Genomic DNA, 25,589 nt, shown 5'->3' with positions numbered 1-25,589 from the left:
AGGGGGGGGAGGGAAATGCGGGCCGGGCCAATGTTGCTGAGCAGCGCTGCGGGGGGGCGATGATCGCTGCTCGAATGGGAAACGAGCCAAATGTCAGATAAGTTCCCGAAAAAAATGCAGCCGATGAATTTTTTTTTGCATTATTTTGGACCCGCAGAATCGACTTTTGATTTCAATATCTTGCTCAGGCCATGGTGGTCAGGCCGCTTGCTACCGCGAGGCCCAGGAAGGCCAGAAAGCCCATGGAATCGGTGGTCATGGTGACAAAAATCGAGCTTGCAACTGCAGGATCCTGATCGAGCCGGTCGAGCAAGAGCGGGATCGCCACCCCGGCCACGCCCGCCACAAAGATGTTCACCACCATCGCCGCGGCGATCACCGCGCCCAGTTGCGGGTTGGCGAACCAGAATGCCGTCGCCGTACCGGCGAGCAGCGCAATCGTCGCGCCGTTGAGCAGCGCAATCTTCATCTCGCGCCAGATGGCGCGCCAGCTGTTCGAATCGGTGAGCTGGTTCATCGCGAGCGCGCGCACCGTCACCGCCAGCGTCTGTGTCCCGGCGTTGCCGCCGACCCCGGCGACGATGGGCATCAGCACCGCGAGCGCGACCATCTGTTCGATCGCCGCGCCGAAAAATCCGACGATCGACGATGCGAGCAGCGCGGTACCGAGATTGGCGACAAGCCAGCGCACCCGCGCGCTATAGGTTTCGCGGATCGGCTCGTTGATGTCGCCATCACCGGCGCCTGACAGACGGAGAATATCCTCGCCCGCTTCTTCCTGAATGATGTGGACGATGTCATCGACGGTGATCATCCCGACGAGTCGTCCGGCGCGGTCGACAACCGCAGCCGAGATCAGCGCATATTTCTGAAAGCGCAGCGCGACCTCTTCCTGGTCCATGTCGATCGGAATCAGCGTTTGTTCGCGCTTCATTACATCGCTGATCGCGATGTCGCGCGGGGTGCGCAGGATCCAGCTTAGCTGGCAAGAGCCCACCGGGCGATGCATCGGATCGACGACAAAGATTTCCCAGAAATCGCTCGTCAGCGCGGTGTCTTCGCGCAGCCGGTCGATGACGTCGCCGACGGTGACATGCTCGGGCACCGCGACCAGGTCGCGCTGCATCAGGCGCCCGGCGGATTCCTCGGGGAAGGAGAGGGCGTCCTCGATCGCGGCGCGATCTTCGGGCTCCATCGCGTCGAGCACCGCCTGCTGCTCGTCGGCTTCCATATCCTCGATGATCGCAACAGCATCGTCGGTATCGAGTTCGGACGCGAGTTCGGCGACTTGCTCTGGCGCGAGCAGGTCGATGAGCTCCTCGCGCACATAATCGTTCATTTCCGCCAGCACGTCGGCGGACAGCATATTCCCCAGCACCGCGGCGAGCATCGGGCGCTCGTCGCTACGCGCCAGTTCGAACAGATCGGCGATGTCGGCAGGGTGCAGGCGGCCGATACGCTCGCGCGCCGCTTCGCCTTCGCCTGCCTCGGCCAGTTCGATGACGTCGCGGACGAATTCTGGCCTCAGCCGGTCGTCTTCATCGAGTTCGGTTTCAGTTTCGCGCACCACCGCTTCACGGTCGCGCTCGTCGGTGATGGCGATATCGTCGGTGGACCGGGAATCTTCGCGGTTATCCATCGCGCGGTCCTCCCTGTTTGAGCCGACGGCAGTCGGCGGGCCGTGCCTTTCCCCTAGTCGCGGCACCGCCAGATGGCAACGTCAGCGAGGCGACTGCGGCAATTAAAGCGTGGCTTTGACGCCGTTGGTCGCTATGGCACCGCGATTATTTTTGACAGGAGCCGATCATGACCGACCAGACCCTTACCCTTTCGCTGTCGACCGGCGATGTCGTTATCCGCCTGCGGCCCGATCTGGCGCCGCTGCACGTCGAGCGCATCACCCAGCTCGCCAGCGAAGGCTTTTACGACGGCGTCGTGTTCCACCGCGTCATCCCGGGCTTCATGGCGCAGGGCGGCGATCCGACTGGCACCGGCATGGGGGGCAGCCCGATGCCCGACCTGCCCGCCGAATTCAACGCGCAGCCACACGTGCGCGGTGTTTGCTCGATGGCGCGCGCACAGAACCCGAACAGCGCGAACAGCCAGTTCTTCATCTGCTTCGACGACGCGCGTTTCCTTGACAATCAATACACCGCCTGGGGCGAAGTGATCGAAGGCATGGAAAATGTCGACGCGCTGCCCAAGGGCGAGCCGCCGCGTGAGCCCGGCAAGATCGTTAAAGCGACCGTTTCCTGATTGGTTCGCCGCCTCCGTCGATGCGGAGGCGGCGGTCCGCCGCGCGGCGCTTTGCCGGATTACAGACGGCCGCAATGGATGGCGCCATCGGCCAGACTCATCGCATGATGACAGAAAATTGCTGGTCGGGACGAGAGGATTCGAACCTCTGACCCCCACACCCCCAGACGATATTTTAGGGGGGCGCTTGCATCGCGCCGCACCCAATAATCCGTGATTTTTCCGCAGTTTTCTGCTGTTTCTCGAGCATCGTCGGCGTTGCTTCCGGTGCCATTTTGCCTCGGGACGCAGCCGCACGCTCAACCTCGGTAAACTCAGGGTCGAATTGCAACGTGCGCCGGCGTGGCAGTTGACACTTGCAGGCAAACCCGGAGGCCAGCTCGACCGTTTCACCATCGACCGGCTGATGCGGATTCTAGACCGACTAAACAGGGATGTGCAGATCAAAATCTCGGTCGTACCGCGCGGCCGTTCTGCGGGCCGGCGCTTGTCGTCGCCGCTGGCAGCCTGACACTATGGACGGCAGTCCGCCCGCCAACCTTGTGAAGTCCATTAGAATCCGGACTGCTGAAGTTATAGCCTATGATGTCCCGCGCAATGTGTCCGGCTGGGCTTGTCCGGCGGCAGCAGGGACGAGGCTAAAGGATTCGATGGGGATTTGATCCACCTTGGCGGCATTAATAGCAGCCTGCCGATAACCTGCCCGCGCCGCGTTTCGCAGCGGGTAGGTGGTGTTAAGTCATTGAAATAATTGGTCGGGACGAGAGGATTCGAACCTCCGACCCCCACACCCCCAGTGTGATGCGCTACCAGGCTGCGCTACGTCCCGACCGGCCCGATTGGGCAGGCGTGGCCCCTAGCGCGCCTTGGCGGGCTATGCAAGGCCATCATATCTCCGAACCCAAGGCGGCATTTTGTTCACGCGGCGATCGGCATGCCTTGATCCGGACGCTACGCTTCCCATTTCAGGCCCGCTTGTCATAAGGGGGGAGCGCGCTGCGACGGTTGCGCCTCGAGTCCCTGCGTGATAGGCGCCGCGCCATTCTGTGCACAGGTTCCGCGGGGATCGGGCAGCATTTCTAATCGAAAGTTTTTCATTCATGTCGACCAACTTGCTTATGACGCAGGCGGCAGGATCGGGCGGCGGGGCCGCTGGCTTCCTGATGCTGGTTCCCTATCTGCTGATCTTTGTCGTGTTCTGGTTCTTCCTGATCCGTCCGCAGCAGGTGCGCGCCAAGGAACATCGCGCCAAGATTGCCGCGGTCAAGCCGCGCGACCAGGTCGTGACCGGCGGCGGGATCGTCGGCAAGGTGACGCGCGTCGACGATGACTACGCCGACGTCGAAATCGCGCAGGGCGTCAAGATCAAGGTCGTCAAGGCGACCTTGGCCGACGTGATGCAGCCCGGCGGCAAGCCCGCCAACGACTGACCCGGCGGGGTCGGCGTCGCCGCCGTCCCGCGCATGCTATCGGACCATCAGATCATGCTCGATTTCCCGCGCTGGAAAACCATCAGCATCAGCATCATCCTGTTGCTGGGCGTCCTCTTTTCCATCCCCAGCTTTCTGCCCGAAAAGACGTTCAACAGCCTGCCGTCATTTATGCAGGCGAAGGTCAACCTGGGTCTCGATCTTGCCGGGGGCAGCCATTTGCTGCTCGAGGCCGACATCGACGACCTGCGCACGACGCAGCTCACCAGCATGGAAAAGACCGTCCGCGCCGCAATGAACGGCGAACGCGGACCCGACGATGATATTGCGATCGGTGAGCTGTCGACCGATGGCGGACGAATCAGCTTTCTTGTCCGCAATCAGGCGCAGCTTGACGATGCGCGCGACCGATTGTTCAGCCAGACCCAGGGCGCAGCGTTGACCGGCCAGCGCGACTGGAACATCGACATCGTCGATACCACCCGCATCGTGATGACCCCCACCAGCGCAGGGCAAACCCAGGCGGTTGCTGACGCAATGGATTCGGCGCGCGACATCATCGACAAGCGCGTCAACGCGCTGGGAACGCGCGAACCAACGATCATCCGGCAAGGCAATGACCGCGTTGTCGTTCAGGTGCCCGGGTTGCAGGATCCGGCCGCGCTGAAGGAACTGATCGGCAAGACCGCGCGGCTGGAATTTCGCATGGTCGACCCCAATGCCGACCCTGCCGAAGCCGCCGCGGGGCGTGTGCCGGTTGGCAGCGAAATCGTTCCCTACGCCGAGGGCGAAGGCAGCGGCGCGACGTTCGAGGTGCTGCGCCGTCAAGTGATGATCAGCGGCGAACAGCTCATCAACGCGCGGCAAAGCTATGACCCGCAATCAAATGAACCGGTCGTATCGATCAGCTTTGATTCGGGAGGGTCGAGCACCTTTGCCAAGGTGACCGCGCAGAATGTCGGTAAACGCTTCGCAATGGTGCTGGACGGCAAAGTGCTGTCGGCGCCGTCGATCAACGAACCGATCCTGGGTGGTAGTGCTCAGATTTCGGGCAGCTTTACCGTGGCCAGCGCTAATGCGCTGGCGATCTCGCTGCGCTCGGGCGCTCTCCCAGTGAAGATGGCGGTGGTCGAAGAGCGCACCGTAACCCCTGAACTGGGCGCCGATTCGATCCGCAAAGGCGCGATCGCGGGGATCATCGCGACGGTCGCCGTGTTGGTGTTCATGATCATCGTCTATGGCCGGTTCGGCATTTACGCGAACATCGCGCTGATGTTCAATATCGCGCTGATCATCGCAATCATGGCGGCCTTCAACGCGACGCTGACCTTGCCCGGCATTGCCGGGTTCGTGCTGACCATTGGTGCCGCGGTCGACGCCAACGTGCTGATCAACGAGCGAATACGCGAGGAGTTGAAGCGCGGCCGACGGGTATTCCAGGCGATTGACGTCGGTTATTCCGAGGCGAGCCGGGCGATCTTTGATGCCAACATCACCAACGTCATCGCCGCCGGATTGATGTTCTGGTTCGGGTCGGGGCCGATCAAGGGTTTTGCCGTCGTGCTGACCATCGGCATCATCACCAGCGTCTTTACCGCCGTCACCGTCACGCGCATGTTCGCAGCCGGGTGGCTGCGCAACTCGCGCCCGACGTCGCTGAATATCTGATAAGGGATCGACACCATGCGTCTGCTGAAACTCGTCCCCGACGACACCAACATCCAGTTCCTGAAATGGCGCAAGCTTGCCATGGTGATCAGCATATTGATGATCGTGGCGTCGATCGCGCTCGTCGCGGCGCGCGGGCTTAACCTCGGGGTCGATTTCGTCGGTGGCCAGTCGGTCCGCGTCGAATTCCCGCAAGCAATGCCACCGATCGACGAAATTCGCAGCAAGGTTGCGACGATCGGGCTGGGTGAGGCCACGATCCAGCAATTCGGTTCGGACAAGGCGGTGTCGATCCGAACCGCGCTTCCCGAAGGCGACAAGGCGGCGGCGGATCGCGCCGGCGCGCAGCTGTTGGCCGGGATCAAAACGGCGTTTCCCACCGCCACCACCGGGTCGGTCGAAACCGTTTCGGGCAAAGTGTCCGAGGAATTGCTGCAGACCGGCGCGCTCAGCCTGTTGCTCGCGATGGTGGCGATCTCGATCTACATCTGGATCCGCTTTGAATGGCAGTTCGGGGCCGGGGCGCTGTTTGCGTTGTTCCACGACGTTGCGTTGACCTTTGGCTTTTTTGCGCTGACGCAGATGCAATTCGACCTCAACATCGTCGCGGCGTTGCTGACGATCATCGGTTATTCGCTGAACGATACGATCGTGGTGTTCGACCGTATTCGCGAAAATCTGAAAAAATATCGCAAGATGGAGATCATCCCGCTTCTCGACCTCAGCCTGAACGAGACCTTGGCGCGCACCGTGATGACCAGCTTTACCATGCTGATCGCGCTTGGCGTGCTGCTCTGGGTTGGTCCCGATGTGATCTTTGGTTTCACCGCAGCGATGCTGCTCGGCATTTTTATCGGCACCTATTCGTCGATCTATATGTCGGCGCCGATCCTGGTGTGGCTGAAGGTCGGCCCCGACAGCTTTGTACCGCGCACGACCGCGGGCATGGCCGGCGGCGAGCGGGTCGAGCGCAAGGACGACGGCGCGGTCGTTTAATGACCCGCGCAGCGGCGCAGATGCTCGGCCAGTTCGCGGCCGTTGCGGTCCCAGTCGAAGCGGCCCGCGAGGGTGGCGGCGACGACTGACGGCGCGGGCGGGTCGGCGAGAATCGCCTGCACCGCGGCGGCAATGGCTTCGGGCGTCCGCGTGACGATCCGCCCCGCGACGGGCGAGGTGACCAGTTCGGCGGCGCCGCCTGCATCGCTGATGACGATCGGGGTGCCGCAGGCGAGCGCCTCCACCCAGGCATTGGCCAGGCCTTCGCTGACCGACGGCATCACGACGACATCGGCAGCGCGATAGAGCTGCGGCAGGTCGGCGTTGGCGACCGGCCCCATGACATGGACGCGCGCCTCGACGCCGAGCCGCTGCGCCAGCGCGCGGTAGCGGCCTTCGGCTTCGCCCGCGCCGGCGAGCCGATAGTGGACGCCGGGCAGCGCGGCGAGCGCCTCGATCACGAGCGCCTGTCCCTTGCGCGGGATGAGGGCGCCGACGGTCAGGATCATCGGGGAGGAATCGATGCCGAGCGCCGCGCGGGCTACCTTGCGGTCGCCGGGCGAGAAGCGGGCGGTGTCGATGCCGGTGTAATGAGTGGTGACCTTGGCCGGGTCGATGCCGATCGCGGTCATGTCGCGGCGCATCGCGTCCGATACGGCGAGCAGGCCCGCGGCCTTGTCGGCCGCCGCGATCAACTGCGGTGCGGTCGCGGGATCATGGCCGAAATGGCTGATATCGGCGCCGCGCGCCTTGACCGAAAAGGGGAGGCCGAGCGCGGCGGCGACGCGCATCGCGGCGGGACCGTCGGGGTAGAAGAATTGCGCGTCGACGACGTCGAACGTCTGACCGGACACCGCCGACAGCACGGCGCGCGCGACCATCGCCGGGTTAAGGCGCGCGCCGATGCGCGGGATTAGCGGGAAGCGCGGGCGGTGGACGGTGAGGCCGTTCCAACGTTCGCGGTCGGGCAGTTCGCGAAGCGTGCGATAGCGCGGGTGCAGCGAGAGCGGGAAGGGCGGCAGGCCGACCGGCGCAACGACGGTGAGGTCAATCCCCGGCTGCGCGGCGAGCGCCCGCAGGCTCTTTTCGACGAACAGGCCAAAGTTGGGGCGGGCCGCGTCGGGGAAGAGCGTGGCGATGGACAGGACGCGGAGTAGAGTCATGCTGGCCCTCTCACCCGTTTTTGCTGAGCTTGTCGAAGCACCGCTTTTCCTTGACGTCGGTGAAAGAAAGGACGGCCCTTCGACAAGCTCAGGGCGAACGGACAGGCCTAGAGCGTGCGGATCAGCCGCACTGCGATTGCGGCCCAGGGCGGGTTGCTGACCACCTGTTGCCGCGCGCCGGTGCCGAGCGGCAGCAGGTGCAGCTTCTCGCCATCGACATTGAGCAGGCGCGCGAAGAAAAAGCGCCCGGTGGGACGCGGGACGAGCAGGTCGAGATTGAGCGCGCTGGTCCAGTCGCCTTCGATCCGGCGGCACCAGATTTCGTCGCCGGCGCGGTAATCGCCGATGGATGAGGTGACGCGTACGGCGACCATGTCTTCGCCGGGGCGCGCGGTCAGCGCCTGTTCGACCCGCGTCGGCGCCTGCGCGCCATCGGCGCCAAGGTGCGCGGTGATCGTCAGCTGGGTATCCTGCGGCAATTGCACCAGCTCGGCGGCTTCGACCCCCAGCGCCGCGGCAATGCGGTTCATCCAGCCGAGCGACAGCGTGCGCGTCCCGGTTTCGAGACGTCCGATCGTCTGCGCGGTTGTCGGCGGATCGCAGCGCGCGCCGACCTCCTCGAGCGTCAGTCCCTTGGCGCGGCGCACGGCGCGGATGCTGTTGATCATCGAAAAACCTTCAAATAACCAAATCGGTTCTTCTTTCCTACAAAATATTCCAGTGTCAAGGCCTGTCTTCTGGCCAAAGGATATTGGCATGCCCGCACGCCAGCTAGCCGCCCGCCTGCATCGCGATAACCGGATCGATCCTGACAAAAGCGGCCCGCAGATGATGCGGCAGGAAGCGGTCAACATAGCCGAGAGCCCGATCGCCTGGCTTTCCGACATTCGCTGGCGGGTGATGTGGGCGGGTGAGGGGATTGCCGGGGCGGAGAAGGGGCTGGCCAGCGCGGTCGGGCAAGCTGATGCTGGGGCTGGCGCTGGATCGGTTGTCGCGGTTTTATTGGCTGGGATAACCGGGGTGAAAGGTCAGAACGACCGATTGCTGGGGATCTTCCCTGTCGCGCAGGGATACTGGGGAGGTGGCAGCGCCGGAATACGCCTTAGCGGCCCCCGCCTTTGCGGGGGCGGCGGTTATTGGAGTGCTTCAACCTCTTCGGCCAGTTCCAACCAGCGATCTTCCGCCGCGGCCTTCTCCTCGCGCAGCTTTTCCAGCTTGCCCGTCAGCGCGGTGAATTTTGCATGGTCGCGCGTGAACAAAGTGCCGTCCGACAGCTCGGTTTCCGCCGCCGCCATCTCGGCTTCGATCGCCTCGATCCGGCCCGGCAGCAGGTCATAGTCGCGCTGATCCTTGTAGCTCAATTTCTTGCGCGCGGTCGGTGGGGGCGGGGCGGCGGCGGTTGAGGCTTTGGTTTTGACGCTGTTCGGCTTGACCCGCTTCGCCTCCCAGTCGGCATAGCCGCCGGCGACAATGTCGACCTTGCCGGTTCCGTCGAGGCCGAGCGTCACGGTGACGGTGCGGTCGAGGAAGTCGCGGTCGTGGCTGACCAGCAGCACCGTCCCGGCGTAATCGGCGATAACTTCCTGCAAGAGGTCGAGCGTTTCGAGATCGAGGTCGTTGGTCGGCTCGTCGAGGACGAGCAGGTTCGATTCGCGAGCGAATTCGCGAGCGAGGAGGAGGCGTGAGCGTTCGCCGCCCGAGAGCGCGCCGACGCTGGCTTCCATGACACCGGGATCGAACAGGAATTCCTTGAGATAACCCTGGATATGTTTTTTGACCCCGCGCACTTCGACCCAGTCGCCGCCGTCGGCGAGGATGTCGCGGACGGTCTTGTCGGGCGACATCAGGCTGCGCTGCTGGTCGATGACGATACCGTCGAGCGTCGGGGCGAGGGTGATCTTGCCCTTGTCGGGCTGGATCTCGCCGGTCAGCAGCTTGAGCAGGGTTGATTTGCCCGCGCCATTGGCGCCGACGATGCCGATGCGGTCGCCGCGCTGGACGCGGAAATCGAAATCCTTGATGATGACGCGGTCGCCGAAGCTCTTTGACACGCTCTCGGCGACGATCACCGATTTCGAGCGGACATCGTCGTTCGCGAGGCCGAGCTTGGCGACGCCGGGGCCACCGATCATCGCGGCGCGGGTGGCGCGCATTTCCTTCAGCTTTTCGAGGCGGCCCTGGTTACGCTTGCGGCGCGCGGTGACGCCGCGTTCGAGCCAATGTGCCTCGAGCCGCAGCTTCGAATCGAGCCTTTGCGCAGCGCGCGCCTCCTCGGCGGCGACGGCATCGCTCCATTCCTCGAAGCCGCCGAAGCCGATTTCCTTGCGGCGGATGCTGCCGCGGTCGAGCCACAAGGTCTGGCGCGTCAGGCGCGTGAGAAATGTCCGGTCGTGGCTGATCGCAACGAACGCCCCGGTGTACCGCGCAAGCCAGCTTTCGAGCCAGTCGATCGCGGCAAGGTCGAGGTGGTTGGTCGGCTCGTCGAGCAGCAGGACGTCGGGGTTTTGGGCGAGGGCGCGGGCGAGCGCAGCGCGGCGGCGTTCGCCGCCCGAGGCGCTGGCGGCAGTGCGGTTCATGTCGATGCCGAGTTGGTCGGCGATTGCTTCGACTTCATAGGCTTCGGGCGCATCGGGCGCCGCGACAGCGAAATCCATCAGCGTTGCGAAGGGCGAGAAATCAGGTTCCTGTTCGAGCATCACAACATGGGTGCCGGGGACGATGACTCGCTTGCCCTTGTCGGGATCGATCTGGCCCGCGAGCAGCTTGAGCAAGGTGGTCTTGCCCGCGCCGTTGCGGCCGATTAGCGCCAGCCGGTCGCGTTCGCCGACATAGATGTCGAGATCCTGGAACAGCCAGCCGCTGCCCTGGACGAGGCCGAGGCCTTCGTATGATAAAATCGGTGCTGCCATTATGAACGGCTCGCTACTGGCGCGTTCAGCATCATGCAAGCGCCGTCCGCGCAAAGGCCGGAACGGGTCTGTTCCGTCAGCGTTACGGAACCAGAGTTCACAACTGGCCGGGGGTCCGGCCAACAGGAGAATGAAATGACGAAGCAATTGTTCGCCGTTATGGCCGCCGGAATGGCTTTGATGGCGGCGGCGCCCGCGCTCGCGCAGCAGGGAGGCTCGACAGTGACCACAGCAACGACGCAGGGACCGATCTTGGCCTTTTCGGTCAGCGAGGAGGTGCGCTCGCGCCCCGATCAGGCGACTGTTGGCGCCGGGGTGACGACAACCGCGCCGACCGCGGTCGAGGCGATGCGACTGAACGCCGCCGCGATGGACAAGCTGATCGCTGCCGCCAAGGCGCGCGGGATCAAGGCCGAAGACATCCAGACCAGCGGCATCAGCCTGTCGCCGCAATATGATTACAACAATCAGGGCAATGGCCAGCCGCCGCGCTTCCTGGGCTATCAGGTGAGCAACAGCGTTCGCGCGACGACGTCGAAAATCGCCGATATTGGCTCGCTGCTCGATGCGCTGGTCGCCGCGGGCGGCACCAATATCGACGGACCGTCGTTCGGCATGAAGGATCCCGACGCGCAGCTGGTCGGCGCGCGCGGTACCGCTATAAAGGCGGCCGAAGCGAAGGCGGCGGACTATGCACGGCTCGCGGGTTTCCGCGGCGCCGAGCTGGTGTCGATCAGCGAGGGCGGCAGCTTTGGCCCGAACCCGCCGATGCCGATGGTGCGGATGCAGTCAATGGATGCGGCGGGCAAGGCGACCCCGGTCGAGCCAGGTCGCGTGTCGAATACGCTGACGCTGAATTTCCAGTATCGCTTGGTTCGGTAATTTAATGGGAGTCGGCTGACGTCGACTCCCACGTTCCGTTCGTGTCGAGTTTAACCCAACTCGCCCTCCGCCCACGGCCAAGGTCGTTCGCGGAACCATTTGGTGATGATATATTTGCGCCCCTTGCGCACCTTCATCCCATGGTGGAGGGTGTCGGGGTTGGTCTTGCCGTCGGGGCGGACATTGTTCCACGCGAGCAGCTTGCCCAGCTCGGGCTGGTGCAGCTTGCCGGTCGCCAGAAAGCGCGTCGCGCCGCCCGCACCGGGTTCGTTGAGGTAAATCATCAGCGTCCAGCTGCGCTGCCCAGGGATCGCGCAATAGGTTTCCCAGTCGGCGCCGTGGGGGTCGAAGTAATCGGTGTGCGCCTTGAACTCCTGTCCGACGTCATAGCGCTGGCCCTGCATCGGCTCGCCATATGCGAGCGGAATGCCGGTGAGGTCGTGGAGGCGGTTGTTGACCGCGATGACCAGCGGGTCGCGGTGATCGAGGTCGCACGTCGTGCTGGTACGAAACGCTTCGTCGCCATTGGGATCTGCGATGGTTGAGGGACGGACCTCGCGGTCGATCTGCGCCATCAACCCGGCACAGGTTTCAGCGTCGAGAAAGCCCGGCAGCATATATTGTTCGAGCTTGGGCGTCGGCGCGCGGCGGATGCCGGGGACCGCGGCGAGCCGCGCCGCGGTGCGGTCGGCGCCCGAGGTCGCCATGTCGACAAATTCATTTGCAGCCATGGCGCGCTTTTTAGCAGGGAAGCGCGTGCGAACAATGCTTGACGAACGGGGCGATGCGCGCCTATCGCCGCGCGCTGTCGAGGCCGCTTTCTGCGCTCTCTTCGCATATGTGGCGATCATAGCTCAGTTGGTTAGAGCGCCGGTTTGTGGTACCGGAGGTCGCGGGTTCGAGCCCCGTTGGTCGCCCCATTTCCGCTATTTTCGACCGAAGAGTTTTTCGGCGTGGAAACGGCGTGACTCTGCACGTGCGTCTGATTATTACGTCTCCACGTAATTTTTTAACGCGAGGGTTTGTTATGTCCGCAGTGTGGGATTTTGCCGATTTCGACGATCATGAGCATGTCCACATGTTCCGTGATCGCGCCAGCGGGCTGACCGCGGTCATTGCGGTCCACTCGAGGCACCTTGGCCCCGGCGCGGGCGGCGTGCGCTACTGGCACTATCCACAGCGCGCAGCGGCGATCACCGACGCGCTGCGCCTGTCGCGCGGGATGAGCTATAAAAATGCGATGGCGGGGCTGCCGATGGGCGGCGGCAAGGGCGTCATCCTGGCTGACGAGGGCGTGGCAAAAACCCCCGAACTGCTCGCGGCGTTCGGCCGCGCGGTCGAATCGCTGGGCGGTGCATATGTCACCGCTGAGGACGTCGGCATGTCGGACGCCGACATGGTCGCGATCTCGAAGCACACCAAGCATGTCAGCGGGCTTCCCGTCGCGAGCGGCGAAGCGGGCGGCGATCCCGGCCCGCTGACCGCGCTCGGCGTCTTTCTGGGCATCAAGTCGGCGATCAAGCAGGGGCTGGGTACAGACAGCGCCAAGGGCGTGCATGTCGCGGTGCAGGGCGTCGGCAGCGTTGGTGGCGGCGTCGCGCGGCGACTGGCGGCCGAAGGCGCGAAGCTGACCCTCGCTGACGTCAATCTGGCGCGCGCCAAGGAATTGGCCGAGGAACTGGGCGCTGACTTGGCTGATTCGGCGGCGATCATGGAAATCGAAGCTGATGTGCTGAGCCCCAATGCGCTGGGCGCGATCTTGACCGAGCGCAGCATCGAGAAACTGCGCGTGCCGATCGTCGCGGGCGGCGCCAACAACCAGCTGTCGACCGCCGCCGACGGCCAGCGCATCCACGATCGCGGTATCGTCTATGCGCCCGACTATGTGATCAACGCGGGTGGCATCATCAACGTTGCGCTCGAATATCTGGGGCAGGGCAGCCGCGAGGAAGTCGAAAGCCGTATCCATTTGATCCCTGGGCGGCTGGCCGAAATCTGGGCCGAGAGCAAGGCAAGCGGTGCGCCGGCATCGGCGGTCGCGGACCGGATGGCGCAGAAGCTGATCGGGCGGGGGTAAGTTTAAGCGCGGCTCCTCGCGTCCGTTCGCCCTGTGCCTGCGGAGGGCCAATTCTTCCTTTTGGCGCTGTCAGAGGAAAAGCGGTGCTTCGACAAGCTCAGCACGAACGGATTTGGGGTGCGCCGTTTTGGCGAAGGCTGGCGCGTCCCTAAATTTCCGCTAAGCCACCCCCAATGAAGCGGCATTTGTTTTTGGTCGGCGGCTGGACGTCGCTCGCGGTCGGGGCGATCGGGGCGTTTGTACCGCTGCTGCCGACGGTTCCGCTCGTCATTCTTGCTGCCTTTTGCTTTGCGCGCTCCTCGCCGCAGCTTGAGGCGTGGCTGCTGAGCCACCCGGCATTTGGCCATCATATTCTCGCCTGGCGCGAGAAGGGTGCGATCAGCCGCAAGGGGAAGATCGCGGCGAGCATGGCCTTTGCCTTCAGCATCGTGCTGGCGTTGCTGTTTGCGCCGTGGCCGTGGATGATGGCGCCGATTATCGCTGCGGCGGTCGGCGGCAGCTGGATCTGGACGCGGCCGGAGGGGTGATTGTCGCTCTACCACGGCGAAGCTTGACCTCCGCGCATCGCGTGGCATGAGGGGCCGGACCGGGTCGCATCGGGCAAATTGCTGGACCCCTGTGCCGGGCTCCCCTAAGGACGCGAACCGATGCACGCTTACGCGAATCCGACCCGTTTTCTGGCAATTGCCAGGCCGCTGACGCCATGGCTGCTCGGTGTGGGTCTGCTGCTCGTGCTGGCGGGCGCATGGGCCGGGCTGACGCAGGTGCCCGGCGATTACAAGCAGGGTGAGACGGCGCGCATCCTCTATGTGCATGTCCCCGCCGCGTGGCTGGGCATGGGTGGCTGGACATCGCTGGCGCTGGCTGGATTGATCCAGCTGGTGTGGCGCCACCCCCTGTCGGGCATTGCGGCGCGCGCGATTGCGGTGCCGGGGATGTTGTTCACCGCGCTGTGTCTCGCCACCGGATCGATCTGGGGCAAACCGACGTGGGGCACCTGGTGGGAATGGGACGGACGGATGACGTCGATGCTCGTCCTGCTGTTCCTCTACGCGGGTTTTATTGCGCTGACCAATGGCGATGCCAGTGGTGGTGGGGGCCAGCGGCAGGGCGGTTCGCTGTCGCGCGGCGCGGCGATCTATGCGCTGGTCGGGGCGATCAATATCCCGATCATTAACCGCAGCGTGGTGTGGTGGAACAGTCTGCATCAGGGGCCGAGCATCACATTGCGCGGGTCGAGCATCGACAATGCGCTGCTATGGCCATTGGGCTTGACCTTACTGGGTTTTTCGCTGCTATTCGGGGCGATTGTGGTGATGCGGATGCGGCGGATCATCGCCGACAATCGCGTTGGGGCGCGGCTACGGCGGCTGGCCGACGACGAGGGGAACTGAGCGTGACGGGGGTGATCAGCGGCAGCGGCCAGTGGGCCTATGTGGCGGCGGCTTACGGGCTGACGATGCTGCTCACTGGTGCGGTGCTGTGGTCAAGTTGGCGCGCGATGGTGAATGCCGAGCGACGCAGCGACGCGCTGCGCAAGGATCGTAAATGAAGGCGAAGCATCAACGGCTGGTGCTCGCGCTGTTCGCGGTCGCGGGGATTGCGGGCGCGGGCGTGCTTGGTGCGAGCGCGCTGCGTGACGAAGCCGCTTATTTCCGCACGCCGGTCGAGATCAAGGGCGGCAAGGCGGTCGTTGGCGAACCGATGCGGCTGGGCGGCATGGTCGCTTCGGGCAGCATCGCGCGGCAGAGCGATGGCTTGACGATCCGATTCGTCGCGACCGATGGCAAGGCGTCGGTGCCAGTCGAATATACGGGTATTGTCCCCGACCTTTTCGGCGAAGAATCGGGGATGGTTGCCGATGGCCGAATGCGCGCCGATGGGACCTTCGTCGCCGACCGCATCCTGGCAAAGCATGACGAGCGTTATATGCCGCCGCAGATGGGTGACATGCCGAAGAATATGAAGGCGCCGAAGGCGTGATGCTGAAGAATAACCGCCGCCCCCGCGCAGTTGGGGGCCGCAAGAGGCCTTGCGCCAACCTGCCAGCGGCCCCCGGCTGCGCGGGGGCGACGGTTATATGATCGCCGAACTCGGCCTTGCGCTGCTCTGGATCGCCGCGGCGCTCGCCTGCCTGTCGCTTGTCGCAGGGGCGCTGTATCTGCGCGGCGGGCAGAAGGATCTGGCGGCGCTGGTTCGCCCGGCGAGTGTTGCCCAGGGGGTGCTCACCGCCACCGCGTTCGGCCTGCTGATCGCGCTGTTCGTGCGGTCCGACATGTCGGTCGAGCTGGTCGCGCGCAACAGCAACAGTCTGAAACCGATGATCTTCAAGATCGCCGGGACGTGGGGCAATCACGAAGGGTCGATGCTGTTGTGGCTGACGATCCTGACGCTGTCAGGGGCGCTGATCGCGCTGTTCGAAAAGCGGCTGCGCGAGGATACGCTGATTGCGACCTTGAGCGCGCAGGCGGCGCTCGGCCTTGGCTTCTTTGCTTTTCTGATCTTTTCATCGAACCCGTTCAATCGGTTGCCGGTCGCACCGCCCGACGGGCAGGGGCTCAACCCGCTGCTCCAGGACATCGGCCTCGCCTTCCATCCGCCGACGCTTTACGTCGGTTATGTCGGGCTGTCGGTCGCGTTCAGCTTTGCCGTCGGCGCGCTCATCACGCGCGAGATCGGGCCGGCGTTCGCGCGGGCGATGCGGCCGTGGGTGTTGTTCAGCTGGATCTTCCTGACCATCGGGATCACCGCGGGCAGTTACTGGGCCTATTATGAGCTTGGCTGGGGCGGCTGGTGGTTCTGGGATCCAGTCGAGAATGTCTCGCTGATTCCCTGGCTGGCAGGCGCGGCTTTGCTGCATTCGGTCGCAGTGACGGCGACCCGCAATGCGCTGCGCGCGTGGACGGTGATGCTGGCCGTCATCGGCTTTTCGATGTCTATGGTCGGCACCTTCATCGTGCGGTCGGGGTTGCTGACGAGTGTCCATAGTTTCGCGGTCGATCCCGAGCGCGGGACATTTTTGCTCGTGCTGATGGCGATCTATATTGGCGGCGCGCTGACGCTGTTTGCGCTACGCGCGGGCAGCGTGGCCGAGGGGAAGAAGTTCGCGCTGCTCAGCCGCGAAGGCGCGCTGGTGATCAACAATCTGTTGCTGACGACGATCCTCGCGCTCGTCCTGCTCGGCACGCTGTATCCGATCGTCGCCGAGGCAATGGGCGAGAAGATTTCGGTCGGGCCGCCCTATTACAACCGCGTTGCGGGGCCGCTAGCGCTGATCTTGTGCCTCGTGATGGTGGCGGGACCGCTGCTTGGCTGGCGCAAGGACGACGGCAAGAAGCTGTGGTCGCGCCTGCCGCTGGCGATCTTCGCCGGGGCGGCGGTGCTATTCGCGCTGATCTTGTTCGGCGGCAAGGTCGGCATCCTGCCGTTGCTCGGGATGACCGTCGCGGGCGTCGTTGCAGTCGCCAGCCTCGCACCGCTGTGGGGCCGGAACCTCCGCCGCACGCCGCTACCGACCTGGGGCATGGTGGTCGCGCATTTTGGAGTCGCGGTGTGTCTGGCGGGGATGGGCGCCGAAAGCGCCTTCATCAAGGAACGGCTGGTCGCCGCGGCGCCCGGCGATGTCATCAAGGTCGGCGATTTCGCCGTGAAATTTGTCGGCGTGAAGCCGGTGGCGGGGCCGAATTTTACCTCGATTGAAGGCACGCTGGTCGCGACGACGTCGGGCGGCCAATCCTTTACGATGCGGCCCGAGGCGCGCACCTTCCCCGGCTTGATGGGGACCGCGCCGACCGAGACCAACGAAGCGGCGCTGCTGACGCGGCCGGGCGGGCAGCTGTATGCGGTGCTAGGACAGCCGGTGACGAGCGATGACGGCATTGCAGACCGTTATCAGATCCGCCTGTGGTGGAAGCCGCTGGTGTGGTGGATCTGGCTTGGCGGCGGATTGATCGCGCTGGGCGCGACGCTGTCGATGCTCGGCCGGGCGCAGTTGCTGGCCATCTGGCGCGCGCGGCGTCACCGCAAATCACAGGAGCGCTTTGCGCCATGACCAACCGCTGGGTTCTTTTTGTGCCGCTGGCGATCATGGGGTTGCTGTTCGGCGCTTTCATCTATCGGCTGGTGACGCCCGCCGAGACGCTGATCCAGTCGCAGTGGATCGACAAGCCGATGCCGTTGTTCGACCTGCCGCCCGCGACCGCGGGGGTGGCGGGGCTGAAGAGCAGCCAGCTCGCCGACGGCAAGCCGAGGCTGGTCAATGTGTTCGCAAGCTGGTGCATTCCGTGCCGCGCCGAGGCGCCGCAACTGGAGGCCTTGAAGGCGGCAGGCGTGCCGATCGACGGCATTGCGATCCGCGACCGGCCTGAGGATGTCGCGATGTTCCTGCGCGAATATGGCAATCCGTTCGACCGGATCGGATCGGACATGCAGAGCAGCGTCCAGATCGCGCTCGGATCGTCAGGGGTGCCGGAGACATTCCTGATCGATGGCAAGGGCGTTATTCGCGAGCAGATCCAGGGCGTGATTCTGGCCGAGCAGGTGCCCGAAATCGTCGCCAAGCTAGAGGCGATGAAGTGAGGCTGATGCTCGTCCTGCTTGGTTTGCTGGGCGCGTTCGCCGCGCCGCTGGCCGCGCAGGACCGCCTGCCGCCCGCGCCCTACGCCTATGAACAGCTGCGCGACCCGGCGAAAGAGGCGCGCGCAAAGGCTCTGATGGAGGAATTGCGCTGCCTCGTCTGTCAGGGCCAGTCGATCGCCGACAGCGATGCGCCGCTGGCGGGCGATATGCGGCACGAGGTGCGGAGCAAGATCGCCGCGGGCGAAAGCCCCGACGAAATCAAGGCGTGGCTGGTGGCGCGATACGGCAATTGGGTCAGCTATGATCCGCCGTTCGACGGCGCAACCGCGTTTCTGTGGCTGGGGCCGCTGCTGTTCCTGCTGCTCGGCGGCTGGCTGGCGTTCGGACGGTTTCGCCGCGGCGCGAGTGACGATGCGGAGGATAGCGCATGATCTGGCTGTGGGTCATGCTGGCGGCGCTGCTGACGATCGCCGCGATTTTCTGGTTGGGCAAGCTGCCCGCTGCGGCGCGGCCGCTGGCGGGCGCCGCGGTCATGCTGGGGCTCGCGGGTTACGCGCTGCAGGGCAGCCCATCGCTGCCCGGCAAGCCGGTGGCGGCGCCCGAGGAACCCGCGGGATTTGGCGACGCGATCACCGACCAGCGACAGGGCATGGCCGAACGCTTTGGTCCGGCGGCGCAATGGCTGGGCATGTCCGATGGCTTTGCGCGCACCGGCAAGACGGAACTCGCGGCGCAGACGCTGGAAAAGGGGCTGGAGCGCTATCCCGACAATGTCGATCTGTGGGTCGGACTGGGCAATGCGCTGACCGCGCATGGCGGCGGGATGATGTCGCCTGCGGCGGCGCTGGCCTTCGATGAAGCGGCGCGGCGTGATCCCACTCACCCCGCACCGCCCTTTTTCGCGGGTCTGGCGCTGGCGCAGGGCGGCGATCTGAAGGGCGCTGAAGCGGTGTGGAGCCAGTTGCTGGAGCGCAGTCCCCCCGACGCGCCGTGGCGGCCGGACCTCGAAATGCGGCTTGCCCAACTACGGCAGGCATTGGGGCCCCAGCCGTTGCCCGCGACGGGACAAACCCCCTGATATGGACGCTATTCCAATCGTGCGGGCTCGTCTAATGGCTCGCGATGACTGCTGAGTCGCATAATAGCGCGAGCGGCGCCGAAAGCGTCGCGCCGAGTGCCGCCAATACCGGCCATTATGGCCATGGCCACACCGGAGACGGCAAGCTGAAGCTTGCGGTCGGTGCGATTGGCGTCGTGTTCGGCGACATCGGCACAAGCCCGCTTTACGCGTTTCGCGAAACTTTCTCGGGTCATTATGGCATCGAAGCCGACCGGCTGCATATCTATGGTGTGCTGAGCCTGGTCTTTTGGTCGATGACGTTGGTCGTCACGATCAAATATGTGCTGACGATCATGAAAGCCGACAATAAGGGCGAGGGCGGCAGTCTGGCCTTGCTGGCGCTGATCAGCCGTTCGTCGGGCGAGAAGCGCTGGACCTGGCCGATCATCTTGCTTGGTGTGTTTGCCACCGCGCTGTTCTATGGCGACAGCATGATTACGCCGGCGATGTCGGTGCTGTCCGCGACAGAGGGTTTGAATCACATCGAGGGCAGGTTTGCGCCGTATGTGGTGCCGATCGCGCTCACCATCCTGATTGGATTGTTCATGATCCAGTCGCGCGGCACGGCCAAGGTTGGCGCGCTGTTCGGCCCGATCATGCTTGCCTATTTCCTGATGCTTTCGGTGCTCGGGCTGATCCACATCGTCGATAATCCATGGATCATCGTCGAGACGCTCAATCCGGTGAACGCGCTGCGTTTTTTCATTACCGACGGCTTTACTGCCTTCATCGCGCTGGGCGCAGTAGTGCTTGCGGTGACGGGGGCGGAAGCGCTTTACACCGATATGGGCCATTTCGGGCGCGCGCCCATCGGGCTGAGCTGGATGTTCTTCGTGCTGCCTGCGCTGATGCTGAATTATATGGGGCAGGGGGCGATGGTCCTGGCCGCCGAGGCCGCGCCCGCCGCCGAATTGATCCGCGATCCCTTTTTCCTGATGATGCCCGACGGATGGCGCATTCCCGTTGTCGTGCTGGCGCTGCTTGCCGCGATCATCGCCAGCCAGGCGGTGATCACCGGCGCCTTCTCGCTGACGCAGCAGGCGATCCAGCTGGGTTTCATGCCGCGCCTTCGTGTCGAGCATACCAGCGCATCGGCGGCGGGGCAGATTTATATTCCGGTCGTCAACTGGGGTTTGATGGTGATGGTGATCATCCTCGTCCTCGGGTTCGGTTCGTCGAGCAATCTGGCCGCCGCCTATGGCATCGCGGTGACCGGCGCGATGTTCATCGATACCTGCCTGCTGTCGGTCGTGCTTTTCACCTTGTGGAAGTGGCCGGCGTGGAAAGCACTTCCGGTGCTGGCGGTGTTCTTCATCGTCGACATCGCCTATTTCGGCGCCAATCTGATCAAGGTGCCCGACGGTGGCTGGGTGCCGCTGGTGATCGGGCTCGTCATTTTCACGATGTTGACCACCTGGTCGCGCGGGCGCAAGCTGATGCAGCAGGAAATGGCCGAGGGGGCGATGCCGATCCCTGTTTTCGTCAAATCGGCCGCAAACAGCGCGACGCGCGTGCTGGGCACCGCGGTGTTCATGACGTCGAGCAGCGACGGCGTGCCGCACGCGCTGCTCCATAACCTCAAGCACAACAAGGTTCTGCACCAGCGGATCATTCTGCTGACGATCAAGGTCGCCGACGTTCCGTTCGTGCGCGAGGAGAACCATTGTGCGCTCGAGGATTTGGGGCAGGGGTTCCACCGCCTGATCCTGAATTACGGTTTCATGCAGCCGGTCGACGTGCCCGATGCGCTGAAGCGCGTGACGAGCTGTGGCGGCGAGTTCAAGATGCTGGAAACCAGCTTTTTCCTGTCACGCCAGACTCTGATCGCGGCGAGCAAGCCCGGGATGCCGATCTGGCGCGAAAAGCTGTTCGCGTGGATGCTGCGCAACTCGGAAAGCGCGATGGAATATTTCCGCCTCCCGACCAACCGCGTCGTCGAGCTGGGCAGCCAGGTCGCGATCTGAGGCCGACGGCGAGATTAACCCCGCGTCATTTGCGACTATGCGTTTGAACATTGTCGCCCATCTTGCGATGTCAGCGCGAGGCGATGGAGGTTGGCCGGTGATGGACGACGCGATCGCGCGGTTGTCCGGCAGCGCTATAGCCTGACCTTCGCGTCCAGCTCGCGGCGCGCCGCAAGATATTGCGCCTCGAGCTCGGCGACGAATTCAGCGACCGGGCGCACCGCCCTGACCGGGCCGATGCCCTGACCCGATCCCCAGATGTCCTTCCACGCCTTGACCTTGGTGTTGCCGCCCGAACCGAAGTTCATCGTCTTGAGGTCGCCTTCGGGCAGATTGTCGGGGTCCATCCCCGCGGCGACGATCGATTGGCGGAGGTAATTGCCGTGGACGCCGGTAAACAGGTTCGAATAGACGATGTCGCCCGCGCGACCCTCGACGATGCCGTCCTTATACGCCTGATCGGCATTGGCTTCGGCGGTGGCGATAAAGGCGCTGCCGATATAGGCGAGGTCGGCGCCGCATGCCTGTGCGGCGAGCACCGACCGGCCATGGCCGATCGCCCCCGACAGCGCCACGGGGCCGTCGAACCATTCACGGATTTCCTGCACCAGTGCGAAGGGCGACTGGCGCCCGGCGTGGCCCCCTGCTCCGGCGGCGACGGGGATCAGCCCGTCGGCGCCCTTTTCAACCGCTTTACGCGCAAAGCGGTCGTCGATGACGTCGTGGAGCGTGATGCCGCCCCAGCTATGCACCGCCTGATTGAGTTCCTCGCGCGCGCCCAGCGAGGTGATGGTGATCGGGACTTTCCATTTGGCGCAGGTCGTGATGTCCTGTTCGAGCCGGTCGTTCGATTTATGGACGATCTGGTTGACCGCATAGGGCGCCGACAGCCGGTCGGGATTGGCCCGGTCCCACGCGGCGAGCTCTTCGGTGATCTGGTGCAGCCATTCGTCGAGCAAGGTCTGCGGCCGCGCGTTGAGCGCCGGAAAGCTGCCGACGACGCCCGCCTTGCACTGCGCGATGACCAGTTCCGGCCCCGACACGATGAACAGGGGCGACCCGATGACGGGCAGGCGCAGGCGGTCGAAAATCGGGGGAAGGGCCATGAATCACTCTCCGGTAGCAGTTTGAAACTGACCTTAACGTAAACGGAAGGTCGTGCAAGAGGGGGCGGCGGTGTTGAAACGACAAGGGCGACCGAAGCCGCCCTTGCCGTTGGATTTGTTTGTGATCAGGCGGCGGCGGTCCGGCGCCGCGCCGCCGTGAACGCCAGATAGCCGAGGCCGACCAGCGCGATCAAAAGCATGGCTTGAGCGACGGCGAAAGGCGGTTCGGTTCCATTCGGGGCCAGCGCGTTGAGCGCCGGCACTTTCAAGAAGCTCTGCACCACCAGCACGAACATGTTGAGATAGAGCGCGAGAGTGGCGGTGACCGCGTAGATGGCGGCGGCGCTGCCAGCGAGCTTGCGGCCGTACCAGGCCCAAAAGGTCGCGACGAGGATTAGCGTCGAGAGGATTCCGAAGCCGAGCGCCGGGGTGAAGGCGACGATCGGAAACAGGAAGCCGGTCAGGCTGGTGAGCAGCGTCGTCCACAGGAAGACGCCGGTCGTGCGGGGCAGGATACGGCCGCGCGCGAAGGCGGGGAGGGCGATCAGGCCGGCAGCGATGGCGATCAGGCTGATCGCGACATGGAGCGCGGTGAATTGCGCTATGGTCAGACCGAGGATCATGGCACCGCTCCTTTACAGATACCGCGGCGCAGGGCGCGCCAGCGACAGGTTGGGACGCAGCGCCGAACGAGCCGCGATATAAACGTCGTAGTCGGCCATGTCGGGCAGTGCGGGGATGGTGACCGTCTCGCCTTGGTCGAAACCCGCGAGGGCCGCGTCGACCATGTCGTTGACGTCCATCACCATCTCGGCAGGGATGTTGGCAAGCTGTGCCTCGTCCCAGATCGGGGTGCGGGTGATGCCGGGCACCACCGCCTGAATGCGCACGCCCTTCGCACCGAGTTCGACCTGCAGCGCTTCGGTAAAGGCGAGGACATAGGCCTTGCTGGCCGGGTAAACCGCCGTGAAGCTGTCGGGCATCAGCGCGGTGACCGAGGTGATGTTGACGATCGCGCCTGCGCCCTTGGCGGCCAGCCGCGGGGCGATCGCGGCCGAGAGGCGCGTCACCGCAACGATGTTGAGGTCGATCATGCCGCCGAGAAAAGCGGGGTCGGCTTCGACAAAGCTGGTCTCGCCCGCGATCCCGGCGTTGTTGATCAGGCCGGTGATCGTCTCATCGGTCCGCAGGCGCGCCTCTACGCGGGCAAGATCGTCGGGTTTGGCGAGATCGGCGGCGATGATGTCGACGGATACGCCGGTATCGCTGCGCAGCTGGTCGGCAAGAGCCGCAAGTTTGTCGGCGCGGCGCGCGACGAGGATCAGATCATGCCCGCGGCGGGCGAGGCGGTCGGCATAGACGGCGCCGATGCCGTCCGATGCGCCAGTGATGAGGAAGCTTTGCTTGGTCACGGCGTTTCTCCTTGATAAAGGAGGAGGCGCGATCCGGCTGGACCGCGCCTCCGTGTATCAGCTGTTGATGAAATCGAGAAGATCGGCGTTGAACCGGTCCTGGTGGGTGACGGTCAGGCCATGGTCAGCGCCTTCATAGATTTTCAGCACCGCCTGTTTGACGATCTTCACCGTGGCGCGGGCCGAGGCATCGACGGGAACGATCTGGTCGTCGTCACCGTGGAGGACGAGCGTCGGGACATCGAATTGCTTCAGGTCTTCGTTGAAGTCGCTTTCCGAAAAGGCGCGGATGCTGTCGAGCTGGCCCTTGAGCCCGCCCATCATGCCCTGCCGGACAAAATCGTCGCGCAGTGCTTCGCTGATCGCCGCGCCGTCGCGGTTATAGCCATAGAAGGGGATGGTCAGATCCTTGAAGAACTGCGGCCGGTTGTCGAAGGTGCCCTTGCGGATGCCGTCGAAGGCGTCGATCGGCAGCCCGCCCGGATTGGCTTCTGTCTTGAGCATCAGCGGCGGCACCGCGCCGATCAGCGCGATCTTGGCGACCCGCGCCGTGCCATGCCGACCGATATAGCGGGTGACTTCGCCGCCGCCGGTCGAGTGGCCGACGAGGATGACGTCCTTCAGGTCGAGCTGTTCGATCAGTTCGGCAAGGTCGTCGGCGTACTGGTCCATGGTATTGTTGTTCCAGACCTGATCCGAACGGCCATGGCTTCGGCGGTCGTGGGCAATGGTGCGGAAACCCTGATTGGCGAAGTAAACCAGCTGGGCGTCCCAGGCGTCGGCGCTCAGCGGCCAGCCGTGCGAGAAGATGATCGGCTGGCCATCCTTCGGACCCCAGTCCTTGTAGAAGATGTGCGTGCCGTCCTGGGTGGTGATCGTGGTCATGGCGTGGTTCCTTTCGATTTAGGGGGGGCGGTGTCCGTCCCGATGACATGGATTTAGGCCGCACCGGGGTTGCGCGGGATTGGCGGATACGACAATATGCGGGTCAAATCCGACAAAGGAGCCATTATGCCCAAGCTGAAGATGCCCGACGCGACGACGATGCCGCTGATCGAGGTCGGGTTGATGACTTATCCCGACTGCCAGATGGGGATGGTGCACGGCATCACCGACCTGTTCGACATCGCCGGGCGCTTTGCAGTCCAGCACGACCGCGTGCCGATCCGCGTGAGCCATTGGCGGCTGCAGGGCGGCGGCGGTCTGGCGCGATGTTACGACAGTCACCCCGATCAGCCCCCAGCCAATACGCCCGCGGTGCTGATTGCGCCCGGCAGTTTGCACAAGCTGCTCGAACCCGGCGAAGTCGAACCCTATGCCCGCTGGCTGCTCGACCGGCATGCGCAGGGCACGGTGCTGGCCTCGAATTGCGGCGGCGCCTTTGCTTTGGCGGCGACCGGGCTGCTCGCGGGGCGACCGGCGACGACGCACTGGTTCTTTGCCGAGCAGTTTCGCAAGCGCTTCCCCGACGTGCGGCTGGAAGCCGACCGGATGGTGATCGACGATGGCGACATCGTCACCGCGGGCGGCCTGATGGCGTGGACCGACCTCGGCCTCCGGATCGTCGAGCGGTTGCTGGGGCCGACGGTGATGATGGAGACGGCGCGCTTTCTGTTGATCGATCCCAATGGCCGCGAGCAGAAGAATTATGCCAGCTTTTCCCCGAAACTGACCCATGGCGACGAGGCCATCCTGCGCGTCCAGCACTGGCTGCAGGCGCGCGGGGTGGGCCCGGTCGCCGTCCCCGCCATGGCGAGCGAGGCCGGGATGGAGGAGCGGACGTTCCAACGGCGGTTCAAGGCCGCCACCGGCATGACCCCGGTCGAATATGTTCAGCATTTGCGCGTCGGTAAGGCGCGCGAACTGCTGGAATTCACCCGTCGCACCGTCGACCAGATCGCCTGGGGCGTCGGATATGAGGATGCAGCAGCGTTCCGCAAATTGTTCCACCGCATCATCGGACTGTCACCGCATGAATATCGCCAGCGTTTTGCGACCCCCGGGTCGCTGGCCGACGCCGCCTGATCT

At 64.3% G+C, this 25,589-nt stretch carries 26 protein-coding genes and 2 tRNA genes; 18 read left to right on the top strand and 10 right to left on the bottom strand.

Annotated features, from left to right (window positions below):
- Positions 1 to 184: 184 nt before the first annotated feature.
- Positions 185 to 1,639: a magnesium transporter gene (gene mgtE / locus CDQ92_RS07095; RefSeq protein WP_088440732.1), complete on the bottom strand. Its 1,455-nt coding sequence runs from the start codon at positions 1,637 to 1,639 to the stop codon at positions 185 to 187.
- Between the two features lie 167 nt (positions 1,640 to 1,806).
- Here mgtE and CDQ92_RS07090 point away from each other — a divergent pair, with 167 nt between their 5' ends.
- Positions 1,807 to 2,256 carry a peptidylprolyl isomerase gene (locus CDQ92_RS07090; RefSeq protein WP_088440731.1) on the top strand — a complete coding sequence of 150 codons (450 nt, stop codon included), beginning with the start codon at positions 1,807 to 1,809 and terminating at the stop codon, positions 2,254 to 2,256.
- 752 nt (positions 2,257 to 3,008) lie between these two features.
- Here CDQ92_RS07090 and CDQ92_RS07085 read toward each other — a convergent pair.
- A tRNA-Pro gene (locus CDQ92_RS07085) sits at positions 3,009 to 3,085 on the bottom strand.
- A gap of 289 nt (positions 3,086 to 3,374) precedes the next feature.
- Here CDQ92_RS07085 and yajC point away from each other — a divergent pair.
- From yajC to secF, 3 genes are read left to right on the top strand one after another with little or no spacing between them, the layout of a single operon-like run.
- Positions 3,375 to 3,686, top strand: coding sequence for a preprotein translocase subunit YajC (gene yajC, locus CDQ92_RS07080; RefSeq protein ID WP_229667187.1), 312 nt, complete (start codon positions 3,375 to 3,377; stop codon positions 3,684 to 3,686).
- A 54-nt stretch (positions 3,687 to 3,740) separates the two neighbouring features.
- Positions 3,741 to 5,354, top strand: coding sequence for a protein translocase subunit SecD (secD, locus tag CDQ92_RS07075; RefSeq protein ID WP_088440729.1), 1,614 nt, complete (start codon positions 3,741 to 3,743; stop codon positions 5,352 to 5,354).
- 15 nt (positions 5,355 to 5,369) lie between these two features.
- A complete protein-coding gene (gene secF / locus CDQ92_RS07070; protein WP_088440728.1) occupies positions 5,370 to 6,350 on the top strand; it encodes a protein translocase subunit SecF in 981 nt (326 codons plus the stop codon).
- Here the strand turns inward: secF and CDQ92_RS07065 are convergent.
- Positions 6,347 to 7,513: a glycosyltransferase gene (locus CDQ92_RS07065; protein ID WP_088440727.1), complete on the bottom strand. Its 1,167-nt coding sequence runs from the start codon at positions 7,511 to 7,513 to the stop codon at positions 6,347 to 6,349. The genes secF and CDQ92_RS07065 overlap by 4 nt on opposite strands.
- A 107-nt stretch (positions 7,514 to 7,620) precedes the next feature.
- Positions 7,621 to 8,181 carry a helix-turn-helix domain-containing protein gene (locus tag CDQ92_RS07060; RefSeq protein ID WP_088440726.1) on the bottom strand — a complete coding sequence of 187 codons (561 nt, stop codon included), beginning with the start codon at positions 8,179 to 8,181 and terminating at the stop codon, positions 7,621 to 7,623.
- A gap of 242 nt (positions 8,182 to 8,423) precedes the next feature.
- Here CDQ92_RS07060 and CDQ92_RS21945 point away from each other — a divergent pair, with 242 nt between their 5' ends.
- Positions 8,424 to 8,528: a DUF6456 domain-containing protein gene (locus tag CDQ92_RS21945; RefSeq protein WP_308423599.1), complete on the top strand. Its 105-nt coding sequence runs from the start codon at positions 8,424 to 8,426 to the stop codon at positions 8,526 to 8,528.
- Between the two features lie 118 nt (positions 8,529 to 8,646).
- Here the strand turns inward: CDQ92_RS21945 and CDQ92_RS07050 are convergent, their stop codons facing one another.
- Positions 8,647 to 10,422 carry an ABC-F family ATP-binding cassette domain-containing protein gene (locus CDQ92_RS07050; RefSeq protein ID WP_088440725.1) on the bottom strand — a complete coding sequence of 592 codons (1,776 nt, stop codon included), beginning with the start codon at positions 10,420 to 10,422 and terminating at the stop codon, positions 8,647 to 8,649.
- 135 nt (positions 10,423 to 10,557) lie between these two features.
- On the opposite strand from CDQ92_RS07050, the gene CDQ92_RS07045 reads away from it, so the two are divergent.
- Complete coding sequence (locus CDQ92_RS07045) at positions 10,558 to 11,304, top strand: SIMPL domain-containing protein (protein ID WP_088440724.1); 747 nt, start codon at positions 10,558 to 10,560, stop codon at positions 11,302 to 11,304.
- 50 nt (positions 11,305 to 11,354) lie between these two features.
- Here CDQ92_RS07045 and CDQ92_RS07040 read toward each other — a convergent pair whose 3' ends face one another.
- Positions 11,355 to 12,035: a 2OG-Fe(II) oxygenase gene (locus tag CDQ92_RS07040; RefSeq protein WP_229667188.1), complete on the bottom strand. Its 681-nt coding sequence runs from the start codon at positions 12,033 to 12,035 to the stop codon at positions 11,355 to 11,357.
- Between the two features lie 112 nt (positions 12,036 to 12,147).
- Here CDQ92_RS07040 and CDQ92_RS07035 point away from each other — a divergent pair.
- From CDQ92_RS07035 to CDQ92_RS06990, 11 genes are all read left to right on the top strand, one after another.
- A tRNA-His gene (locus tag CDQ92_RS07035) sits at positions 12,148 to 12,224 on the top strand.
- 107 nt (positions 12,225 to 12,331) lie between these two features.
- Positions 12,332 to 13,381, top strand: coding sequence for a Glu/Leu/Phe/Val family dehydrogenase (locus CDQ92_RS07030; protein WP_088440723.1), 1,050 nt, complete (start codon positions 12,332 to 12,334; stop codon positions 13,379 to 13,381).
- Between the two features lie 173 nt (positions 13,382 to 13,554).
- The gene (locus CDQ92_RS07025; RefSeq protein ID WP_088440722.1) at positions 13,555 to 13,908 is read left to right on the top strand and encodes a YbaN family protein; all 354 of its coding nucleotides are present in this window, start codon (positions 13,555 to 13,557) and stop codon (positions 13,906 to 13,908) included.
- Between the two features lie 120 nt (positions 13,909 to 14,028).
- The gene (ccmC, locus tag CDQ92_RS07020) at positions 14,029 to 14,775 is read left to right on the top strand and encodes a heme ABC transporter permease CcmC (protein WP_088440721.1); all 747 of its coding nucleotides are present in this window, start codon (positions 14,029 to 14,031) and stop codon (positions 14,773 to 14,775) included.
- 2 nt (positions 14,776 to 14,777) lie between these two features.
- On the top strand, positions 14,778 to 14,933 hold the full coding sequence (locus tag CDQ92_RS21350) for a hypothetical protein (RefSeq protein WP_169714546.1): 156 nt from the start codon (positions 14,778 to 14,780) through the stop codon (positions 14,931 to 14,933).
- Complete coding sequence (gene ccmE / locus CDQ92_RS07015) at positions 14,930 to 15,364, top strand: cytochrome c maturation protein CcmE (RefSeq protein ID WP_088440720.1); 435 nt, start codon at positions 14,930 to 14,932, stop codon at positions 15,362 to 15,364. Before CDQ92_RS21350 ends, ccmE begins: the two co-directional genes overlap by 4 nt.
- A 97-nt stretch (positions 15,365 to 15,461) precedes the next feature.
- Positions 15,462 to 17,432: a heme lyase CcmF/NrfE family subunit gene (locus CDQ92_RS07010; protein WP_088441439.1), complete on the top strand. Its 1,971-nt coding sequence runs from the start codon at positions 15,462 to 15,464 to the stop codon at positions 17,430 to 17,432.
- A complete protein-coding gene (locus CDQ92_RS07005; RefSeq protein WP_088440719.1) occupies positions 17,429 to 17,959 on the top strand; it encodes a DsbE family thiol:disulfide interchange protein in 531 nt (176 codons plus the stop codon). The genes CDQ92_RS07010 and CDQ92_RS07005 overlap by 4 nt, the downstream gene beginning before the upstream one ends.
- Before the next feature lie 5 nt (positions 17,960 to 17,964).
- Positions 17,965 to 18,390, top strand: a complete 426-nt coding sequence (locus CDQ92_RS07000) for a cytochrome c-type biogenesis protein (protein ID WP_088440718.1) — start codon at positions 17,965 to 17,967, stop codon at positions 18,388 to 18,390.
- On the top strand, positions 18,387 to 19,037 hold the full coding sequence (locus CDQ92_RS06995; protein ID WP_088440717.1) for a tetratricopeptide repeat protein: 651 nt from the start codon (positions 18,387 to 18,389) through the stop codon (positions 19,035 to 19,037). The genes CDQ92_RS07000 and CDQ92_RS06995 overlap by 4 nt, the downstream gene beginning before the upstream one ends.
- 44 nt (positions 19,038 to 19,081) lie before the next feature.
- Positions 19,082 to 21,043, top strand: coding sequence for a potassium transporter Kup (locus tag CDQ92_RS06990; protein WP_088440716.1), 1,962 nt, complete (start codon positions 19,082 to 19,084; stop codon positions 21,041 to 21,043).
- Positions 21,044 to 21,177: 134 nt separating this feature from the next.
- Here the strand turns inward: CDQ92_RS06990 and CDQ92_RS06985 are convergent, their stop codons facing one another.
- The 4 genes from CDQ92_RS06985 to CDQ92_RS06970 form a co-directional block, all read right to left on the bottom strand.
- Positions 21,178 to 22,149 (bottom strand): NAD(P)H-dependent flavin oxidoreductase, encoded by a 972-nt coding sequence (locus CDQ92_RS06985; protein ID WP_088440715.1) that lies wholly within the window; start codon positions 22,147 to 22,149, stop codon positions 21,178 to 21,180.
- 125 nt (positions 22,150 to 22,274) lie between these two features.
- Positions 22,275 to 22,772 (bottom strand): hypothetical protein, encoded by a 498-nt coding sequence (locus CDQ92_RS06980; protein WP_088440714.1) that lies wholly within the window; start codon positions 22,770 to 22,772, stop codon positions 22,275 to 22,277.
- Positions 22,773 to 22,784: 12 nt separating this feature from the next.
- On the bottom strand, positions 22,785 to 23,561 hold the full coding sequence (locus CDQ92_RS06975) for an SDR family NAD(P)-dependent oxidoreductase (RefSeq protein ID WP_088440713.1): 777 nt from the start codon (positions 23,559 to 23,561) through the stop codon (positions 22,785 to 22,787).
- 57 nt (positions 23,562 to 23,618) lie between these two features.
- Positions 23,619 to 24,446, bottom strand: a complete 828-nt coding sequence (locus CDQ92_RS06970) for an alpha/beta fold hydrolase (protein WP_088440712.1) — start codon at positions 24,444 to 24,446, stop codon at positions 23,619 to 23,621.
- Positions 24,447 to 24,572: 126 nt separating this feature from the next.
- Here CDQ92_RS06970 and CDQ92_RS06965 point away from each other — a divergent pair, with 126 nt between their 5' ends.
- A complete protein-coding gene (locus CDQ92_RS06965; protein WP_229667189.1) occupies positions 24,573 to 25,586 on the top strand; it encodes a GlxA family transcriptional regulator in 1,014 nt (337 codons plus the stop codon).
- Positions 25,587 to 25,589 lie beyond the last annotated feature (3 nt).

The sequence above is a fragment of the Sphingopyxis bauzanensis genome (genome assembly GCF_002205675.1).
GTDB classification, from domain to species: domain Bacteria; phylum Pseudomonadota; class Alphaproteobacteria; order Sphingomonadales; family Sphingomonadaceae; genus Sphingopyxis; species Sphingopyxis bauzanensis.
The sequence above is the reverse complement of the archived record's forward strand: the minus strand, read 5'-3'. Positions and strand labels throughout refer to the sequence as shown.